Origin of the sequence: Lacimicrobium alkaliphilum (genome assembly GCF_002591895.1) — a bacterium.
In the GTDB taxonomy this organism is placed as follows: Bacteria; Pseudomonadota; Gammaproteobacteria; order Enterobacterales; family Alteromonadaceae; genus Lacimicrobium; species Lacimicrobium alkaliphilum.
Genome location: NZ_NISX01000016.1, coordinates 65,996 through 83,110, shown reverse-complemented (window position 1 = coordinate 83,110; position 17,115 = coordinate 65,996). Strand labels below are relative to the sequence as shown.

Sequence of the window (17,115 nt, the reverse complement as noted above, 5' to 3'; positions counted from 1 at the left end):
CATTACTATTAATCTGTTAACCATGCTGGTGATCGGATTTGTTGGGTACCATTGTGGGCATTGCGGACTCAGGAATGATGGCACCGGGATACTGAATGACTTGTGCTGCCAGTGTTTTAGCCCATTGCACGCGCTCAGACAGGGGCTGTCCATTCAACAGAGCCGCGAGATATCCGGCGTTAAACGAATCCCCTGCTGCGGTGGTATCCACAACCTTGCTGACCGGTTCAACCGCAAAGGTGAGGTAGTCACCGTCAACAAGCAGACCAACCTCTTCTTTGCCAGCTTTGAGCACCAGCTCAGGAACTGACAACTCCGCCAACTCATTGGCCAGCTGTTTTGCGGTTATTGCCGGGCAGTTCAGTATTCCGGCCATATCTTCTGTTCCAGCAAAAACCAAATCACTGTTATCTATCGCGCAATACACCCAGGTTCTGGCCGAATCACAGCTCTCCCAAAGGGATGCTCTATAGTTGGTATCAAATGCCAGTTTGACCCCCTGGCGACGCAGCCGCATCAAATGCTCAATAAACCTCTTCCGATCCTCTGCAGACAAAATGCTCAGGGTAATGGCGGAATAAAACACCCAATCTGTTTGCTCACTGATCGCACACCAATCGGCCGCAGTGAATTGCTGAACCAGTGTCCGCGCCGCCGAGCGTTCACGATAATAAGAAAACTGTCGCTCACCCTGCTCATCAGTCTGAATAAAATACAAACCGCACGAACGACTTTCATGGGACTTCAGCCAACGAATATCCAAGGATACCCGCTCGCAATACTGACGTAACTGTTGGCTAAGCATGTCTTTACCGGTTGTTGAAGCAAAGGCCACCCCGGTTTCAGCCGATAAACGCTTCAGATACACCGCAGTATTGAATACATCGCCAGCAAAGGCTTGTTGCCAGACACCCGAGCTGTTCTGACGAAACTCAGCCATACATTCTCCAACCACAAGCACCTTCATTATTATCACTCATATGTCTTCATACAACATATGACATTACCTTTAAATTTCGGTAATATCAAATACGTTAACAGAGCAGTTTTGTAATCAAATAACCCGTTGTATTGTGCTGAAGATAGTTCAGCTATAGTATTATCATCAGATCAGATGACAGAGAAAGTTATATTATGGAAAACGCAATTTTCAGTATTTCGCAATTACAGGGTTCACGTAGCCTGTCTATCGACCTGACCAATTCACTTCGACAGAAAATTCTCGATGGCAATCTGCCTCCTGGGACAAAACTACCAACAGCCAGGGAAATTGAAGAGCAGGCTGGGGTAAGTCGCAGTGTTGTCAGAGAAGCGGTAGCAGCGTTAAAAGCGGAAAAACTGATTATCAGCCGACAAGGGATTGGCGTTTTTGTTGCCGATGGGGTTACCAGTCGCCCATTTGAAATAGAAACCAATGAATTCGCTTCGATAGAGGACGCCATTCAAATACTCGAACTTCGTATGGCGGTAGAACTGGAAATGTCAGCTATGGCGGCGCGCAATCGTAAGAAAACTCAAATGAAACGAATATGGCAGTGCATCGAAGATTTTGAGACTAAGAAAAATCAGGGTGAGGACGCAGTAAAAGAAGATCTGGCTCTTCATTTAGCGGTTGCTGATGCATCAGGCAATCCCTACTTTTCCCGTTTTATCAAATATATCGGCTCGGGAGCCATTCCTTCCCGCGATCTCATCAGCAAATACGACAATACCGCAAATAAGCCCGAATACCTGCAACAGTTACATGAAGAACACCGGCGCCTGGCCCAGGCCATTGAGGACAAAAACGAAGAAAGTGCCAGAGAAGCAGTACGCCAGCACCTGGGTAACAGCCTTAAGAACCACAGAGCTCTGGCCAGGAAAGTGATCGCCAAATAAGCTGCGCCCATTTAGATTGATCATTCTTTTAACGGCCTTAATACGCATTATCGCGTAGCGGTAATGCTAAGAATGGTCTTCTGCATTTTTGCCACGATTAAGGATCTTGAAGGGAATCCACAGAAAATTATCATGTATGCAAACGATGTCAGCGACCGTCGCCAGGTGGTAAGTAAAACAGAGTCCGTGATGCAAGGGCTGGTTAGTTCTGGCAGCAGTATTTCCGAAATGGTCTCCAGCATCAACGCAATCGCCGATCAAACCAACTTACTGGCACTCAACGCCGCCATTGAGGCTGCAAGAGCGGGAGAAGCAGGCAGAGGCTTTTCTGTTGTTGCCGACGAAGTGCGCAGCCTCGCCTCTAAAGCTAGCAGCTCGGCAGACGAAATTAATCAGGTCGTGAATAAAAACCAGGAGCTGGTTAATAAGCTGGCTAGTGAAATGAGTAAACTGAAAAAAGACGCCTGATGCCCGATATTCAGAACATACCATGATTATGGGCGATCCTGTGCGGTATGCTTTGCCATGCTGTTCGCTGCTACAACAACGAATAACAGCAAAGCACTGTGTTTTGTCATCGGGAGCTGGAATTTTATCATGTTTAACAGCCACACCGATCTGCACCAGTGCTACCGCCGGTGTTTGTCGAAGCGCATTGGATTAAGGTTTATGGTGCTGTTCAGACCGATCGTAATTGGTAAATCACCCGAGAGGTAAACCACGATCACTGAGAGCGTCAACCCGCAAACAATAGACCACCAAGCTGATCACCCAGTAAGCCAGGCAGCACTCCCAGGGTCAGCAAGCTGATAGCAATCAGACCCAGCCAGATTTTACTCAGGTAGAAAGATTTCGCAGTGGGTAGCGACCGGTCTGTTTTGTCAAACAATACGAAAATAACCCGCAGGTAATAATAGAGACCCACGGCACTGCCAACCAGCATGGCCCCGACCAGCCACCAGGCCGACAGACCCACTGCCAGTGTCAGCAGATAAAACTTGCCGATAAAGCCGATTGTTATTGGCATGCCAGCCAATGACAGAAATGCCAGTACAAGAGTCACTGCCAGCCAAGGATGTTGCCAGAACAGACCGCGGATCTCGTCTGTCCTGTCCACATCTTTTTCCGCATCAAGTTGAGACAGGTTGGCCAACACACTGAAAACCAGAATGGAGGCAATCAGGTAGGCCAGCATATAATAAGCGGCGGTTTCCAGTACCAGATCATCATCCTGCCCCATGGCAATAATCGCCGCCACCAGCACATAGCCCATATGTGCAATAGCGGAATACGCCATAAGTCGTTTAAGGTTATTCTGTTGCAGGGCCAGCCAGTTGCCTGTCAACATGCTGGCAATCGCCATCCAGCTTAATATCAGAGTCAAATCCCCGGCCAGACCCTGTGGCACCATCAGCATCAGCTTGAGCAGTAAGGCAAACACCGCCGCTTTAGACAGCGTCGTCAGTAGTAGTGTGGAATTCAGCGGCGCCCCCTGGTACACGTCCGGCGTCCAGAAGTGCAAGGGTACCAACGAAAGTTTAAACGCCAGGGCCGCTACCACCAGTATCAAACCCGCCTTACCCGGCAAGCCGGGATCCACAGCCAGCATCTCGGCCAGTAGCAGGTGGCCTGTCACAGCATAGAGAATGCCAAAACCGAGCAACATCAGGCTGGTAGCGGCACCAGATAACAACAGGTACTTGATAGCCCCTTCCAGAGAATCCCGACGCTGTCGGTTGTAGGCCAGCATGGCGAGCATGGCCAGGCTCATCAGTTCGATGGAAATCAACACCCCTGCCACATGCCTTGCCATTACCAGCAACATGGCCCCCAGAGTGGACAACAACAACAACAGATAAAACTCTTCGCTGACCTCACGACTCTGCCCACCACTGTACGGCCCCTGCAAAAATGCCACAGACAGGCTGGCAAGCAGCAGTAACAGAGAAAAGAAGCCACCCACTGGCTCATGTTCAAACAGCAGGGTCAGTGTCTGGCTGTGATCGGGATAGAAAAACAAATGGGCAACCAGGGTGATGAGCAAAGTCATCAAAGCCAGCCCGCGGGCCAGATTGGCATTGCGCTTCCAGGAAGTCTGCAGCATCAATACCAGAATGCCGATACCCAGCAGAATAATAGGCGAGAGCAACCAAAGTTCATGCATGCTCATGGACGCACCTCACTGAAGCTGGCCAGAGCTGACAGCTTGTCGAGGCTTGCGGCACTGGCCTCGAGAATAAGATGAGGCTGCACGCCAAAATATACCAGCGCCAGCACCAGTAACCCGCAGAACAGCAGCTCCCGGCCTTGCAAATCCTCCACCTCGGTATGCACCGGGCCCTGAAATGTACGTTGAAAAAGACGCAGGCCATATAGCGCCGAGCCGACAATAGCCAGTGTCGCCGCTACGGCGTGCAGTGGGTAAACGGCAAAACTGCCGAGCAACGATAAAAATTCGCCATTGAAGTTGGCAAGCCCTGGCAGACCGATCCCAGCCATCACAAAAACCAGAGTCACAGTGGCCATACGTGGAGCACTGGCCCAAAGGCCGCCCATCTCGCCCAGCTCACGGCTTTGCAATCTGTGTTGCAGCATACCTGCAACACAGAACAGGCCTGCGCTGCTGATCCCATGAGCCACCATGACCAGCACGGCCCCCTGCAAAGCGATGGCCTGCCAGCTGAACAGAGCCAGCAGAATAAAGCCCATATGGCTGATACTCGAATACGCCACCAGACGTTTGAAGTCTGTCTGACTGAATGCCATAAGCGCCCCGTACACAATGCTGATCACCCCCAGAGTCACCGCCACCGGCGCAAAGCTCATTGCCGCCTCTGGGAACAGGGGTAATAGCACCCGAATTAATCCATACGCGCCGGTTTTGAGCAATATCCCCGCCAGTAATACACTGCCTGCTGTCGGCGCCTGCGTATGAGCATCAGGGAGCCAGGTATGAAAGGGTACTGATGGCAACTTAACCGCAAAGGCAATGAAAAAGCCCAGCATCAGCCAGAACTGAACATCGATCGGCAGATCAAGATATTGCAGCTCATTGAGGCTGAAACTCAGACTTCCCTGACTGTGTTGATGAAACAGTGCCAGTGCAATAATGGATAGCAGCATCAGCAAGCCACTGACCTGGGTGAAAATAAAGAACTTGATGGCGGCATAGCGGCGGTTTTCGTGCCCCCAGATGAGAATCAGCGCCGTCATGGGAAGCAGCATGGCTTCCCAGCAGAGGAAAAACAGGAACAGATCAGCAGCCAGAAACACGCCATTGATACCAGCCACACTGAACATCAGATTAAAATGAAAAAAGCCGTGGCGCCGGTCGATTTCCCGCCAGGAAACCAGTAACGCGAGCATAGCCAGCAACAGGGTCATCACCACCATCAGCTGTGCCAGTCCGTCATAGAAAAGCGTAAAGTGAATATTGAACCGGCTAAACCAGCTCAGGCTGACAAAACTGTCGCCCATTGCCCCAAGATAGAAGCTGACAAACAACAGCAGCACCAGAGCGCCCAGAGTGACCCAATTCCCGGCACCGCGCAGACGCCGTTCTGCCAGCCAGCTCAGAATGCCCAATAGCACAGGGCACCAGATCAGACTACTCAAGGCTACCATAGCAGTCCCCCCAACATGACAAAGCACCCGGCCAGTGTCGCGTAAAGATACCAGCGCACTCGTCCATTCTGCGTCAATACCAGCAGCTGGTTAATGGACAGGTTCAACCAGGCAACAAAACGGTAGGGGCTTTCCAGTATATCGGCCTTGTTCACCCGGGCGACACAGCCCAGAGGTTGCACCAGTAATTTGTTATATAGCCAGTCGAATCCCAGCCCGTCTTGCAGCCATTGATGCAGGCGATGTGGAATAGCACCGCCAGACCGTGAAAATTGACACCAGACCAGTAACAGCCCCAATAGCGTTACCGCCACTGGCAGCCATTGCAGATACCAGGCAAGATGTCCCGCCTGGCCGGCTGTAAACACGCGGCCAAAATCCGGAGCAATCCAACCTCCTGCCAGTGACAGCAGTGCCAGTACCCACAGAGGCAATACCCACTGACTGGCAGCAGAATATTCCTGTGGCTGATAAGAATGGTTTGGCTGCCCCAGACACACCATAAACAGCAGCCGGAAGCTGTACAGGCTGGTCAGCAATACACCAAACAGGGCAATGCACCACAATAACGGCCCCGCTGTATCCGCCTGCCAGGTGGCAGCCAGGATCGCTTCTTTGGAGAAAAACCCGGCAGTACCCGGCATACCCACCAGCGCCAGTAACCCAATCAACAGAAATGCACTGGTCAGCGGCAGCTTCCTGAATATGCCTCCCATTTTACGCATGTCCTGTTGATGATGAAGCTTGAGGATAATGGTGCCGGCAGTCAGAAACAGCAGTGCTTTGAAGAACGCATGGGTCATCAGATGGAAAATCGCACTGTCATAAGCCATAGCTCCCAGCCCCAGAAACATATAGCCAATCTGGCTCATGGTGGAATAGGCCAGCACCCTTTTTATATCGGTCTGCACCAGAGCGGACAGACCTGCCAGAACCAGTGTCAGGGCTCCAACCCAGGCAATGAGGGTCAGTATCTGGGGTTCAAAAAGCGGATGCATCCTGGCAACCAGATAGACTCCTGCAGTGACCATGGTAGCGGCATGGATCAGGGCACTTACAGGCGTGGGCCCCGCCATGGCATCCGGCAACCAGGTTTGCAGGGGTAACTGCGCCGACTTGCCAACGGCTCCGCCAAGCAGTAGCAGGCCGATCCACCAAAGCGTATTTTCGTTTATGCTGAGATCACTGTGCAGGATGGCCGGAATTGACAGGCTGCCAAACTCGGCAAACAGCATCAGCAGCGCAATCATCAGCGCCGTGTCGCCAACCCGGGTCACCACAAAGGCCTTTTTGGCCGCTTTTACATTTTCCGCCTGCTTCTGCCAGAAACCAATTAGCAGAAAACTGCACAGACCAACCCCCTCCCAGCCCAGATACAACAGCACCAGGTTGTCACTCAGCACCAACATCAGCATGGCAAATACGAACAGGTTCATGTACACAAAAAAGCGTTGTACATCTTTGTCTCTGGCCATATAGGATGCGGCGTACCAGTGAATCGGCCACCCCACACCGGTTACCACCGCCATCATTAACATCGACAGTTGGTCAAGATACAGGCTGACATTAATGGGGGCAGTAGTCAGTGGCAGCCAGTTGAACAGCAACACCCGGACGGGCTCTGCACCTGCCTGATAGAATTCCCACCCCACCAGAGCCGTTAACAGTGCTGCCAGCGTTAAACAGCCCACCCCCAATAATATGACAATAAGCCTTGGCAATATTGCATACAACGCCACCAGCAGCAGAGCGGATATCAGTGGTAACAGGGGGATAAGATAAAGCCATTCGAGCACGACCTACCCCTCCAACTCGCTGAGACGATCAATGTTCAGATCCCGGATATGCTGGCGTAGCCGGATCAGCAGCGCCAGACCGATACCCACCTCAGCCGCGGCAATGGCCAGGATCAGAATATACATGACCTGACCATCAGGCTGCTGCCAGATGCTGCCTGCCAGGATAAAAGCCAACGCCCCGGCATTGAGCATAATCTCCAGGGACATCAACATAAACAATGTGTTTTTGCGGGTCAGCAGCCCCAGAAGACCGATGCACCAGAGCAACACCACCAGCACCAATCCATGTTCCAGAGGTACGGTCATTGGTTGTCCTCCGGTAGTTTTTTAGCCAGATGGAACCCACCCACCAAGCCGGCTAAAAGCAGAAAGGAGGCGATTTCCACCGCCAACAGATAGGGGCCGAACAACGTGGCACCCACTGCCCGGGCTTCCACCATGATGGTTTCTGTCATGGCTGAGGCAGGTGCCAGCTGAATGAACAATACCCATTGGGCCAGTAACAACAACGCCAACACAGTGGGGCCCACCCAGGCTTGCCAGCTGAGCCACTGCGCTTCACGCCTGACATCTTCATCGCTGATATTGAACAGCATCACAGCAAAAACAAACAACACCATAATGGCGCCGGCATAGACGATAATCTGCAAGGCGGCTGCAAAAGGCGCACCCAACAGATAGAAGCATAGAGACAGCGCCAGCAGACTGACCACCAGATATAGAATGGCGTGTACCGCATTTTTGCTGGTGATCACCAACAGGCTCGCCACTACAGCGATGGTAGCGCTGGCGTAAAACAGCCACTGTATAATCATGGCAACAGATTCCTTACATCGACGGGTTTCTCTTCCTGATCAGCCTCGCCCTTGGCCTTACCTTTGATACTGATACCGGCCTTGCGATAAAAACTGTAACCCGGATATTTACCCTGCCCATCGATGGTCAGATGCTCTTTTTCATAAACCAGACTGTTGCGATCGTATTCGCTCATTTCTACATCCGGAGTCAGCTGTATAGCGTAAGTAGGGCAGGCCTCTTCACATAAACCACACATAATGCAGCGGGAGAAATTGATCCGAAAAAATGCCGGTCGCCAGCGACCGTCGTCGTCTTCGGTCTTCTGCAAAGAGATACAATCTACCGGACAGGCCACCGCACAAAGGTTGCACGCCACGCAGCGTTCATCACCATCGGGATCCCGGGTAAGAACAATACGGCCGCGGTAGCGCGGAGACAAATAGGGCTTTTGCTCCGGATACCGGACTGTGTCCCGGGCCGCAAAAAGGTGTCTGAAAACACGCCAGATGGTAACCAGTTGACTCCACATCGTTTCAGGTCCCTCCTGTCAGTTTGATGGCTGCGGTCACCAGCAGATTCACCAGAGCCAATGGCAACAGCCATTTCCAGCCAAAGGCCAGCAACTGGTCATACCTGGGCCTTGGTAAAGAAGCCCGCAGCAGAATAAAGAAACAGATAAGCAAAAGTGTTTTGAGCAGAAACCATACCAACGGGGGTAGCCAGGGCCCCAGCCAGCCACCAAGAAACAGGGTTGTGGCCATCATTGAGATCAACATGATGCCCAGGTATTCGCCGAGGAAAAACAGCGCAAACTTGATACCCGAATATTCGGTGTGAAAACCACCCGTCAGCTCGGTCTCGGCTTCCGGCAAATCGAAAGGCAGACGATGGCTCTCCGCTATCCCGGCGATGATGAAGATCACAAAGCCGACAAACTGAGGGATGACAAACCACAACCCCTGCTGGGCCTGGACGATGTCACTGAGCCTGAAACTACCGGCCAGAATCACCACACCAAGCAGCGAAACGCCCATAAACACTTCATAACAAATGGTTTGCGCCGCTGCGCGCATACCACCGAGCAGGGCATATTTATTGTTGGATGACCAACCTGCTAACAGCACCCCATAGACCGCCAGCGAAGTCATCGCCAGGAAGAACAACAGACCAATGTGACTGTCAGAAATCATCCAGCCGGGCGACAGTGGCACAACCACAAAGCTCATCATCACCGCCAGCGCGCCAATCAGAGGGGCCAGCACAAACAGCGGCTTATCGGCAAAAGGAGGGATCCAGTCATGCTTAAACAGGATCTTGATTAGATCAGCCAGTGATTGCAGTATCCCGAAGGGGCCCACCCGGTTCGGGCCGCAACGCTCCTGCCAGAAACCCAGCAGGCGTCGTTCAAGCCATACTAGCAAGGCGGCTGTGGGCAACAAGGTGGATACCAACAGCGTTATCTTCAGCAGCAGCTCCATATCCCACATCAGTTCACCCCCTCCACAAAACGGATAGGAATGAACTCATCCTGATGTAACAACCTGGCCTGACGCATCTGCATGTTAGTCTTAAGATCATCAAGGTGGCTACGGTATTGTTTTTCCAGAGCCTCAGCCTGTGGCAAATCGGCAACATCAAAATGCTCACACACTTTAAAGGGTAACGCTTCATCCGCCGGTACATAGGCCAACAGGCAGTTTTGGGGAACCTGTTTGCTGATGCCTACCTGAAGCCACAATGGCAAGCCATCACATTGCACCCATTGACCAGGCTTTAAACCCAGTCCATCAGCCTGATCCTGTCTCATCCACAACTGTGCCCGTTCACACAGCTCTGCTATGGCAGGAGCCTCCAGACTCAGGCCGTCGCTGCCGAAGACCTGGCCAAGGAACAACAGCCGATAGCCACGGTGTTTTGAACCTGACCACTGATTGCGCCACTTGAACCAGCCAGGACTCTGGAAGTGTGCAAAGGCCACAGTGGAATGTTGTTGTTCCAGTTCCGGCCCCCGGTATTCCTGCTGAAACTTATGCATGGATTGATTGGAGTTCCATCCGGGCCACCAGCTATAAGGCTGGGCATGGGTTTCAGAGTGGCGTGGTTCACCACCTTCCATACTCTGGCGATAAGGAGCCTGAGGTTCAGCATAGGGTTTAGGCTCATGGACTGTCTGGTTAGCCAGCATGGCCGTGCGACCGCTGTATCTTGGTGGTTGTTGAGCTATCGCCTGCTGACGGGGATCATTCTCCCAGGCACCTTCAAGCTGTGGATAATCAGCCATCAGTCGTTGACGCAGCTGACCCAGATCTTCCACCTCAGCCAGCGACTTCTGCTGGATTTTTGCCAGATGCACCAGCCATTGCCATCCGGGAAGACAGTCGCCTGATGCCTTGCTGGCTGGCTGCCAGTATTGTACCCGACCCTGATAGTTTACTGCCGAGCCACTGCACTCGCTGAATGCCGCCACCGGCAAAAGTGCCTCCTCTGCAGATTCATTACCGAGCAAACCCAGCCGTACGGTCTGTTTTGCTTTTTCCATCAGAGAAGCCATACGGGTTCGCCAGCTTTGTGATTTATAGTCCAGTACCAGCAGATTGACCGGTTCGCGATCTATGCTCTGTTCCAGCGAAGCTGCGCTCAGATGGCCCTTTTGCATTAACACAGACAAACCCAGACTGTTGTGCTCCGGGGCGGCAATCGCCATGCTCGCTTTCTCTCCCAGCGCCTTACGCAGATTAGCCAGAGCGGCCAGTAAAGCAGGATTGCCGGCAGACCAGCCGCCGATCAATAGCGGTCGACTGGCCTTTTGCAATATCCCGGCCGCCTGGCGAGTCTGCTGCTGTGCCTCACTGACCTCAACGCCGACGTTGTGACCACACAACAATCCGGCCAGTGCAAAGCCCTGCCTGGCCGCTTGGTGGTCGTCACATAATAACTGCAACTGTGCGCTGCTCTGAAGCTCGCTCTCGCCATAACCGAACCAGATCAGTGGTACCGGATTATCGGGCAGTACGTTACGTACTGCGGCATCCTGCCACCCGGGGACGTTGAGCGTTTCGACTTTGTCGCGGGCCTTATTGAGCAAAGCCTGGCGAATAGCCAGGGCCATGCGCGGTGCACTGCAGTTGATGTCCTCCCCCAGGATCAGCACCGCATCAGCCCGCTCAATCTCAGCCAGACTGGCCATCGGGTATTGCTGAAGTATTTCACCATGGAGTTGCATCAGGGACTGTTGCTTGTCATCCAGATCCGGACAAAAATTATCTTTGCCCACCAACTGCTGCAGGGCGAAGTTGTCTTCCAGACTGGCCTGGCTGCTGCCAATTCCGATCCAGCGTCCTGGTGCACTGAGCACCCGCTGCAGTGAATCATCCTGCCACTGCGCCGGTTTGTTACTGCTGCGAATTTGCTGGCAGCGCTGTGGGCTGTTGACAAAATCAAAACCGTAACGGCCGCGATCACACAGAAAATAACCGTTGAGATGTGCATTGAAGCGATTGGTTACCCGTCGCACCGAACCGTAGCGCTCTGACAAACTGGTATTGCAGCCTACCGAACAATGCTGGCAGACAGACGGTGCTGCCTGCATGTCCCACTTACGGCTGTAATGATTGCCAAAAGGCTTGTCGGTAAAAACACCGGTAGGGCAGACCTCTGCCAGATTGCCAGCAAACTCGCTCTGCAACACCCCATCGGTCTGACGGCCAAAATACACATGGTTCTTCGACGCCTGCGCAGAAAGGTCTTCTCCACCGGCATAATCCCGATAGAAACGCACACATCTGTAGCAGGTAATGCAGCGATTCATCTCATGTTTGAGCAGCGGGCCAAGGTACTGGTTGTTGAAGCTGGTTTTACGGCCTTTGAATTGCCTGGCGTAATGTCCTGTCATCACCGTCATATCCTGCAGGTGACATTCTCCGCCTTCGGCACAAACAGGACAGTCGTGGGGATGGTGCGTCATCATCGCAGCGATGATCTGCTCGCGGAATTCTGATTCCTGTGACTGTTTGACTGACACCCGCATTCCCTCTTCTACCGGCGTCATACAGGCGATAATAATTTTCCCCTGTCGATCATCCTCATCCTCGTACCGGGTCACCGCACACTGACGACAGGCTCCCACCGAGCCCATAGACGGATGCCAACAGAAATAAGGCAGATTCAGCTTTAGTGACAGACAGGCCTGCAGCAGATTCTGCCCCTCGATGACCTTGTAATCCTGACCGTCGATAAATATCTTTATCATTCCTCTACCTGTTTTATTTGCACCTGTATCAGTCATCTTCACTGATCTGATTAATGCCGATAAGGGCAACATCCCTTATCGATATGTTGCTGAAAATCATCGGCAAAGTACTTCATCGCGCTGCTCATAGGCTCTACTGCACCGGGTGCCAGAGCGCAGAAAGTCTTGCCCATCCACATAAAATCACAAAGTCTCTGCAGTTCATCCAGATCCTCCTGTGATCCGCGTCCCGATTCGATTCGATTGAGGATCTCCGATGCCCAGGGAAGACCATCCCGGCAGGGAGTACACCACCCACAGGACTCCTGAGCGAAAAAGCGGATCAGATTCAACACCATACCCACCGGGCAGTGTTTGTCATCCAGAGCAATAATGCCCCCCGTACCCAGACGGCTTCCCGCTTCGGCAATGGCATCGTATTCCATAGGCGTGTCCAGATGCTCGGGCAGTAAAAAATCCGTTGAGGCGCCACCGGGAAGCCAGCCCCGTAGTTTGAGGCCATGCTGCATCCCCCCCGCCAGGTCGAAAATCTCTTTTGCGGGCGCCCCCATAGGCAACTCCCATAAACCCGGGTTTTTGACCCGGCCGCTGATTCCGTAAATCTTTGTGCCGGCATCTTCGCCACGGCCCAGGTCCTGGTACCAGGCTGGCCCTTGGCGCAGGATCCCTGGTATATTGCACAGGGTCTCAGCATTGTTAACCACTGTGGGCTGACCGAACAGACCGACAACCTGTGGGAAAGGAGGTTTGGCACGGGGATGGGCTCGTTTGCCCTCCAGCGCGTTGAGCAGTGCTGTTTCCTCTCCGCAGATATAGCGGCCAGCGCTGGTATGAAGATGCAAATTTAGTGAGTACCCACTTCCCTGGATGTTTTCACCCAGCAGACCCGCCTGTTCCGCTTCCCGGATAGCCTTTTCCAACCGTGTGGCGCACAGCCGGTATTCACCGCGCAGAAACAGATAGGCTACAGATGCGCTAATGGCGTACGCTGCAATCATCATTCCCTCAACCAGCAAATGTGGTGCACCTTCCATCAACCATCGGTCCTTGAACGTACCGGGCTCCATCTCATCGGCATTGCAAACCAGATATTTGCGACCCGGGCTATCCTCTCCCATGGGCACAAACCCCCACTTCATACCGGTCGGAAAGCCTGCACCGCCGCGGCCCCGCAGGTTGGCCTCTTTTACCTGCTGCTGTACCTCCTCAGGTGTGAGATCCAGTGCCCTGGCAAAACCCTGATAACCCCCTTTATTTCTGTACTGATCCAGATCCAAAGGCTGTTCAATATTCAAAGTGGCAGTAAGTGGCTTATCCATTCTCACCTCCCTGATGCAATTTGCTCAGGATCTGATCCAGTTTCTCCTTACTGAGGTTTTCAATCAGTTCTCCATCAAGCATCATGGCCGGTGCCTTGTCACAACACCCCAGACAAACGTTAGGCAAAAGCGTGATGCCTCCATCGGCGCTGGTCTGCCCAAACTCAACTTGCAGTCTTCCTCTGAGGTGATCAGCCAGCTCATCCACATCACTCAGCCAACAGCTGATACTATTGCACAAATGCAACACATGACGTCCCACCGGCCGGCGATAAATATGATTGTAGAATGTGGCAATACCTTCCAGTTCGGCATCTGACATCCCTAATAATTCAGCCACAGCCTGCAAACACGGATCATCCACCCAACCGCGCTGTTTTTGCACTATCTGCAGTGCCTCAATGGCCGCTGCCGGACGCTGTTCGTAATCAGCACAGGCCTTTTCAATGGCCTGTATTTCTGCCTCATTAAGGTGATCCTGATAGCTGAACGTTCTGATGGCTATTTTCATCTGTCTACATCCGCCATCACAAAGTCGATGCTCCCCAGCGTGGCAATCAGGTCGGAAATCATCTGGCCTCTGGCCATTACCGGAATCATCTGTAAATGAGGAAATGAGGGCGTACGAATATGGGTACGATAGCTGTTGGTACTGCCATCGCTGATCAGGTAATACGCGTTGCTGCCCTTGGTGGCTTCTACCTCTGCCATCGCTTCACCGGGAGGGATCACCGGCCCCCAGCTAACACCAAGAAAATGCGGGATAAGGGTGTCAATGTCCTGCATGGTTCTGTCCTTAACCGGCGGAGTGGTCAGCGAATGCTCCGCCTTATAAGGGCCGGACGGCATGTTGTCGACGCACTGGCGAATAATCCGCATACTCTGACGGATCTCTTCCACCCTGACCTTGCACCGGTCGTAACTGTCGCCGTTTTCGGCCACCGGCACGTCGAAATCGAAATTCTCATAACCACTGTAGGGACGCTGTTTACGCAGGTCCCAGTCAAACCCGGTTGCCCGCAAACCCGGGCCCGTGACACCCCATTCAATAGCCGTAGCCGTATCATAACGACCAATGCCGACGGTGCGTTGCTTCACCAGAGCGTTATCCATGACCATTTTGTCGTAGTCGTGCAGTCGTTTGGGCATTTCATCCAGCCAGTCCAGAATCAGTCTGTCCCAACCGCGGGGTAAATCGCTGCTGACACCACCGATCCGAAACCAGCTAGGGTGCATACGGGCGCCGGTAATGGCTTCGACGATGGTGAACAGTTTCTCCCGATCGACAAACATATAGAAGATTGGCGACAAGGCACCAATATCCTGGGCAAAGGTGCCGTAGAACAACAGGTGACTGAGGATACGGAAGATCTCGCACATCATCACGCGAATGACTCTGGCCCGTTCAGGAACCTCAATGCCAGCCAGTTTTTCCACCGCCATCAGATATGGCAGGTTATTCATTACCCCACCCAGGTAGTCGATCCTGTCTGTATAGGGAATATAAGAATGCCAGCTCTGGCGTTCAGCCATTTTCTCAGCGCCGCGATGGTGATAACCAATATCAGGAATGGCCTGAACGATCTGCTCACCTTCCAGTTGCAGCATAATGCGAAACACGCCGTGCACACTAGGATGGTTAGGGCCAAGGTTCAGCCACATAAACTCCTCATCCCGGCCCGTGGGCTCAAGCCCCCAGGCCTTGGGATCAAAACGCAGTGCTTCCTGTTCAAAATCACGTATATCGTCTGGCAGGCTATACTTGCCCATCTCGGTAGCACGAGCCGGATGTTCTTTGCACAAGGGGTGCCCCTGCCAGGAAGTGGGCATCATAATGCGACGCAGACAGGGATGGCCCTGAAACTCAATACCAAACAAATCCCAGACTTCCCGTTCATACCAGTTCGCATTGGGCCACACTTTGCAGACTGACGGGGCTTTCTTGTCCTGTTCAGCCAGCGCCACCTTGAGCCTGACGTCTTTATTGCGATCATAAGAGCGCAGCAGGTAAACCAGGGTAAAATCCTGCATCACCTGCTTAGCACCCGACTCGCGCCGGGTTTCATCTATTGCGGTGAGATCATACAAAAAGCTAAACGGCTTTTTCAGACTGAAACGCAGCGCTTCGGCAACCAGCAATAAGCGGGTTCTGGGTACCCAGAAGGTATCAATACCGTCAACACACTGCTCATCAATCAGATTGAGATCGGGTATGACTGTACTGAGTTCTTCGCGTATAGAAAAGCTACGGGCAATACTCATATCAGACTCTGTCCGGAGGTGTCAGATCGGTGGCAGTGACCCGGGCAGCATGCTTAAGATCCCGTTGACTGGGCTTTTCTACCTGGCTGACGCCCTGATCTCCTACCATCCAGGACAACGGTCGCTCCTCTTTGCCAATGGCGGATTGCAATAGTAATAGTCCTTCCATCAGCGCTTCTGGTCGGGGCGGGCATCCTGGTACATAGACATCCACCGGCAGGAATTTGTCTACCCCCTGAACCACAGAGTAAATGTCATACATCCCACCGGAATTGGAGCAGGACCCCATAGAGATAACCCATTTGGGTTCCAGTAACTGGTCGTAGAGGTGTTTGACCACGGGTGCCATCTTCCTGAACACCGTGCCGGATATCACCAGCAGATCGGCCTCTCTGGGAGTGGCACGGATCACCTCCGCACCGAAACGTGCGATATCATGGCGACTGGTCAGAGCCGTAGCCATTTCCACATAACAACAGGAAAGACCGAAGTTCATCGGCCAGATAGAATTCTTTCGGCCCCAGTTAATCATCTTATTCAGACTAGAAAACATGACCGACCGCTTAACCTGTTCACGCACCTCCACCTCGGCACTGGGTATCTGGCGGCTTAACTTGTTCGGATCACTCAGTGTCCAGTCCATTTTTGCTCCCTGGTCTTGGCTGTAATGACATCCAATGCGCCGACCCGCCACAGGTACAACAGCGCAATCATCAGAATCAGAATAAAAATGCCCGCTTCGATAAACCCGGCCAGACCCACCTGTTCAAAGGCAATAGCCCAGGCAAACAGAAACAGGGTTTCGAGATCGAAAATAACGAAAAAAATCGCATACAGAAAAAAGTGATTACCGAATCTGACCCTGGCACCACCGTAGGAAAGAATCCCGGACTCGTAAGGCAGTTCGGTGGAATGCCCGCGGCTTCTCGGGCCTGATACAGAAGAAAGCAGCATGACGCCGGTCAGCAGAGCCATCGTTGAGACAAAATAGATTATTATCGGCCAGAGCTCGGCCAGTGCCTGCTGCATGTCAATCTCCGTTCTGACAGAACTGACGCAAGTCACGTGATACTTTCTGCCCTGCATCAGCGGGTTATGATTGATTTACCCTGGAGATATCTACCACTGCTACCCCTTCAGGGACTCATGTAAGGATTGACCATAATTCCTGGATCGTCAAAGAAAA

The 17,115-nt window shown here is 52.6% G+C and carries 16 protein-coding genes; 2 read left to right on the top strand and 14 right to left on the bottom strand.

What is annotated here, in order from left to right:
- Positions 1 to 16: 16 nt before the first annotated feature.
- The gene (locus CDA54_RS14900) at positions 17 to 967 is read right to left on the bottom strand and encodes a sugar kinase (protein WP_099035829.1); all 951 of its coding nucleotides are present in this window, start codon (positions 965 to 967) and stop codon (positions 17 to 19) included.
- 167 nt (positions 968 to 1,134) lie between these two features.
- Here CDA54_RS14900 and CDA54_RS14895 point away from each other — a divergent pair, with 167 nt between their 5' ends.
- Positions 1,135 to 1,878, top strand: coding sequence for a FadR/GntR family transcriptional regulator (locus CDA54_RS14895; protein ID WP_099035828.1), 744 nt, complete (start codon positions 1,135 to 1,137; stop codon positions 1,876 to 1,878).
- 63 nt (positions 1,879 to 1,941) lie between these two features.
- Positions 1,942 to 2,346: a methyl-accepting chemotaxis protein gene (locus CDA54_RS19970; protein WP_099035827.1), complete on the top strand. Its 405-nt coding sequence runs from the start codon at positions 1,942 to 1,944 to the stop codon at positions 2,344 to 2,346.
- A gap of 268 nt (positions 2,347 to 2,614) precedes the next feature.
- On the opposite strand, the gene CDA54_RS14885 is transcribed toward CDA54_RS19970, so the two are convergent.
- Genes CDA54_RS14885 through ndhC form a run of 13 tightly spaced genes read right to left on the bottom strand, consistent with a single transcriptional unit; the run spans position 2,615 to position 16,958 of the window.
- Positions 2,615 to 4,048 (bottom strand): NADH-quinone oxidoreductase subunit N, encoded by a 1,434-nt coding sequence (locus tag CDA54_RS14885; RefSeq protein WP_099035826.1) that lies wholly within the window; start codon positions 4,046 to 4,048, stop codon positions 2,615 to 2,617.
- A complete protein-coding gene (locus CDA54_RS14880) occupies positions 4,045 to 5,502 on the bottom strand; it encodes a complex I subunit 4 family protein (RefSeq protein WP_099035825.1) in 1,458 nt (485 codons plus the stop codon). Before CDA54_RS14880 ends, CDA54_RS14885 begins: the two co-directional genes overlap by 4 nt.
- A complete protein-coding gene (nuoL, locus tag CDA54_RS14875) occupies positions 5,496 to 7,298 on the bottom strand; it encodes an NADH-quinone oxidoreductase subunit L (RefSeq protein ID WP_099035824.1) in 1,803 nt (600 codons plus the stop codon). Before nuoL ends, CDA54_RS14880 begins: the two co-directional genes overlap by 7 nt.
- A gap of 3 nt (positions 7,299 to 7,301) precedes the next feature.
- Positions 7,302 to 7,607, bottom strand: coding sequence for an NADH-quinone oxidoreductase subunit NuoK (nuoK, locus tag CDA54_RS14870; RefSeq protein WP_099035823.1), 306 nt, complete (start codon positions 7,605 to 7,607; stop codon positions 7,302 to 7,304).
- Positions 7,604 to 8,116 (bottom strand): NADH-quinone oxidoreductase subunit J, encoded by a 513-nt coding sequence (gene nuoJ / locus CDA54_RS14865; RefSeq protein ID WP_099035822.1) that lies wholly within the window; start codon positions 8,114 to 8,116, stop codon positions 7,604 to 7,606. Before nuoJ ends, nuoK begins: the two co-directional genes overlap by 4 nt.
- On the bottom strand, positions 8,113 to 8,628 hold the full coding sequence (gene nuoI, locus CDA54_RS14860) for an NADH-quinone oxidoreductase subunit NuoI (RefSeq protein ID WP_099035821.1): 516 nt from the start codon (positions 8,626 to 8,628) through the stop codon (positions 8,113 to 8,115). The genes nuoJ and nuoI overlap by 4 nt, the downstream gene beginning before the upstream one ends.
- A 4-nt stretch (positions 8,629 to 8,632) precedes the next feature.
- Positions 8,633 to 9,586 carry an NADH-quinone oxidoreductase subunit NuoH gene (gene nuoH, locus CDA54_RS14855; RefSeq protein ID WP_099035820.1) on the bottom strand — a complete coding sequence of 318 codons (954 nt, stop codon included), beginning with the start codon at positions 9,584 to 9,586 and terminating at the stop codon, positions 8,633 to 8,635.
- Positions 9,586 to 12,348 (bottom strand): NADH-quinone oxidoreductase subunit NuoG, encoded by a 2,763-nt coding sequence (gene nuoG, locus CDA54_RS14850; protein WP_099035819.1) that lies wholly within the window; start codon positions 12,346 to 12,348, stop codon positions 9,586 to 9,588. Before nuoG ends, nuoH begins: the two co-directional genes overlap by 1 nt.
- A 50-nt stretch (positions 12,349 to 12,398) precedes the next feature.
- Positions 12,399 to 13,667 (bottom strand): NADH-quinone oxidoreductase subunit NuoF, encoded by a 1,269-nt coding sequence (gene nuoF / locus CDA54_RS14845; RefSeq protein WP_099035818.1) that lies wholly within the window; start codon positions 13,665 to 13,667, stop codon positions 12,399 to 12,401.
- Complete coding sequence (nuoE, locus tag CDA54_RS14840) at positions 13,660 to 14,178, bottom strand: NADH-quinone oxidoreductase subunit NuoE (RefSeq protein WP_099035817.1); 519 nt, start codon at positions 14,176 to 14,178, stop codon at positions 13,660 to 13,662. Before nuoE ends, nuoF begins: the two co-directional genes overlap by 8 nt.
- On the bottom strand, positions 14,175 to 15,929 hold the full coding sequence (nuoC, locus tag CDA54_RS14835; RefSeq protein WP_099035816.1) for an NADH-quinone oxidoreductase subunit C/D: 1,755 nt from the start codon (positions 15,927 to 15,929) through the stop codon (positions 14,175 to 14,177). Before nuoC ends, nuoE begins: the two co-directional genes overlap by 4 nt.
- Before the next feature lies 1 nt (position 15,930).
- Positions 15,931 to 16,572 carry a NuoB/complex I 20 kDa subunit family protein gene (locus tag CDA54_RS14830; protein WP_099035815.1) on the bottom strand — a complete coding sequence of 214 codons (642 nt, stop codon included), beginning with the start codon at positions 16,570 to 16,572 and terminating at the stop codon, positions 15,931 to 15,933.
- Positions 16,557 to 16,958 (bottom strand): NADH-quinone oxidoreductase subunit A, encoded by a 402-nt coding sequence (ndhC, locus tag CDA54_RS14825; RefSeq protein WP_099035814.1) that lies wholly within the window; start codon positions 16,956 to 16,958, stop codon positions 16,557 to 16,559. The genes CDA54_RS14830 and ndhC overlap by 16 nt, the downstream gene beginning before the upstream one ends.
- Positions 16,959 to 17,115: the final 157 nt, after the last annotated feature.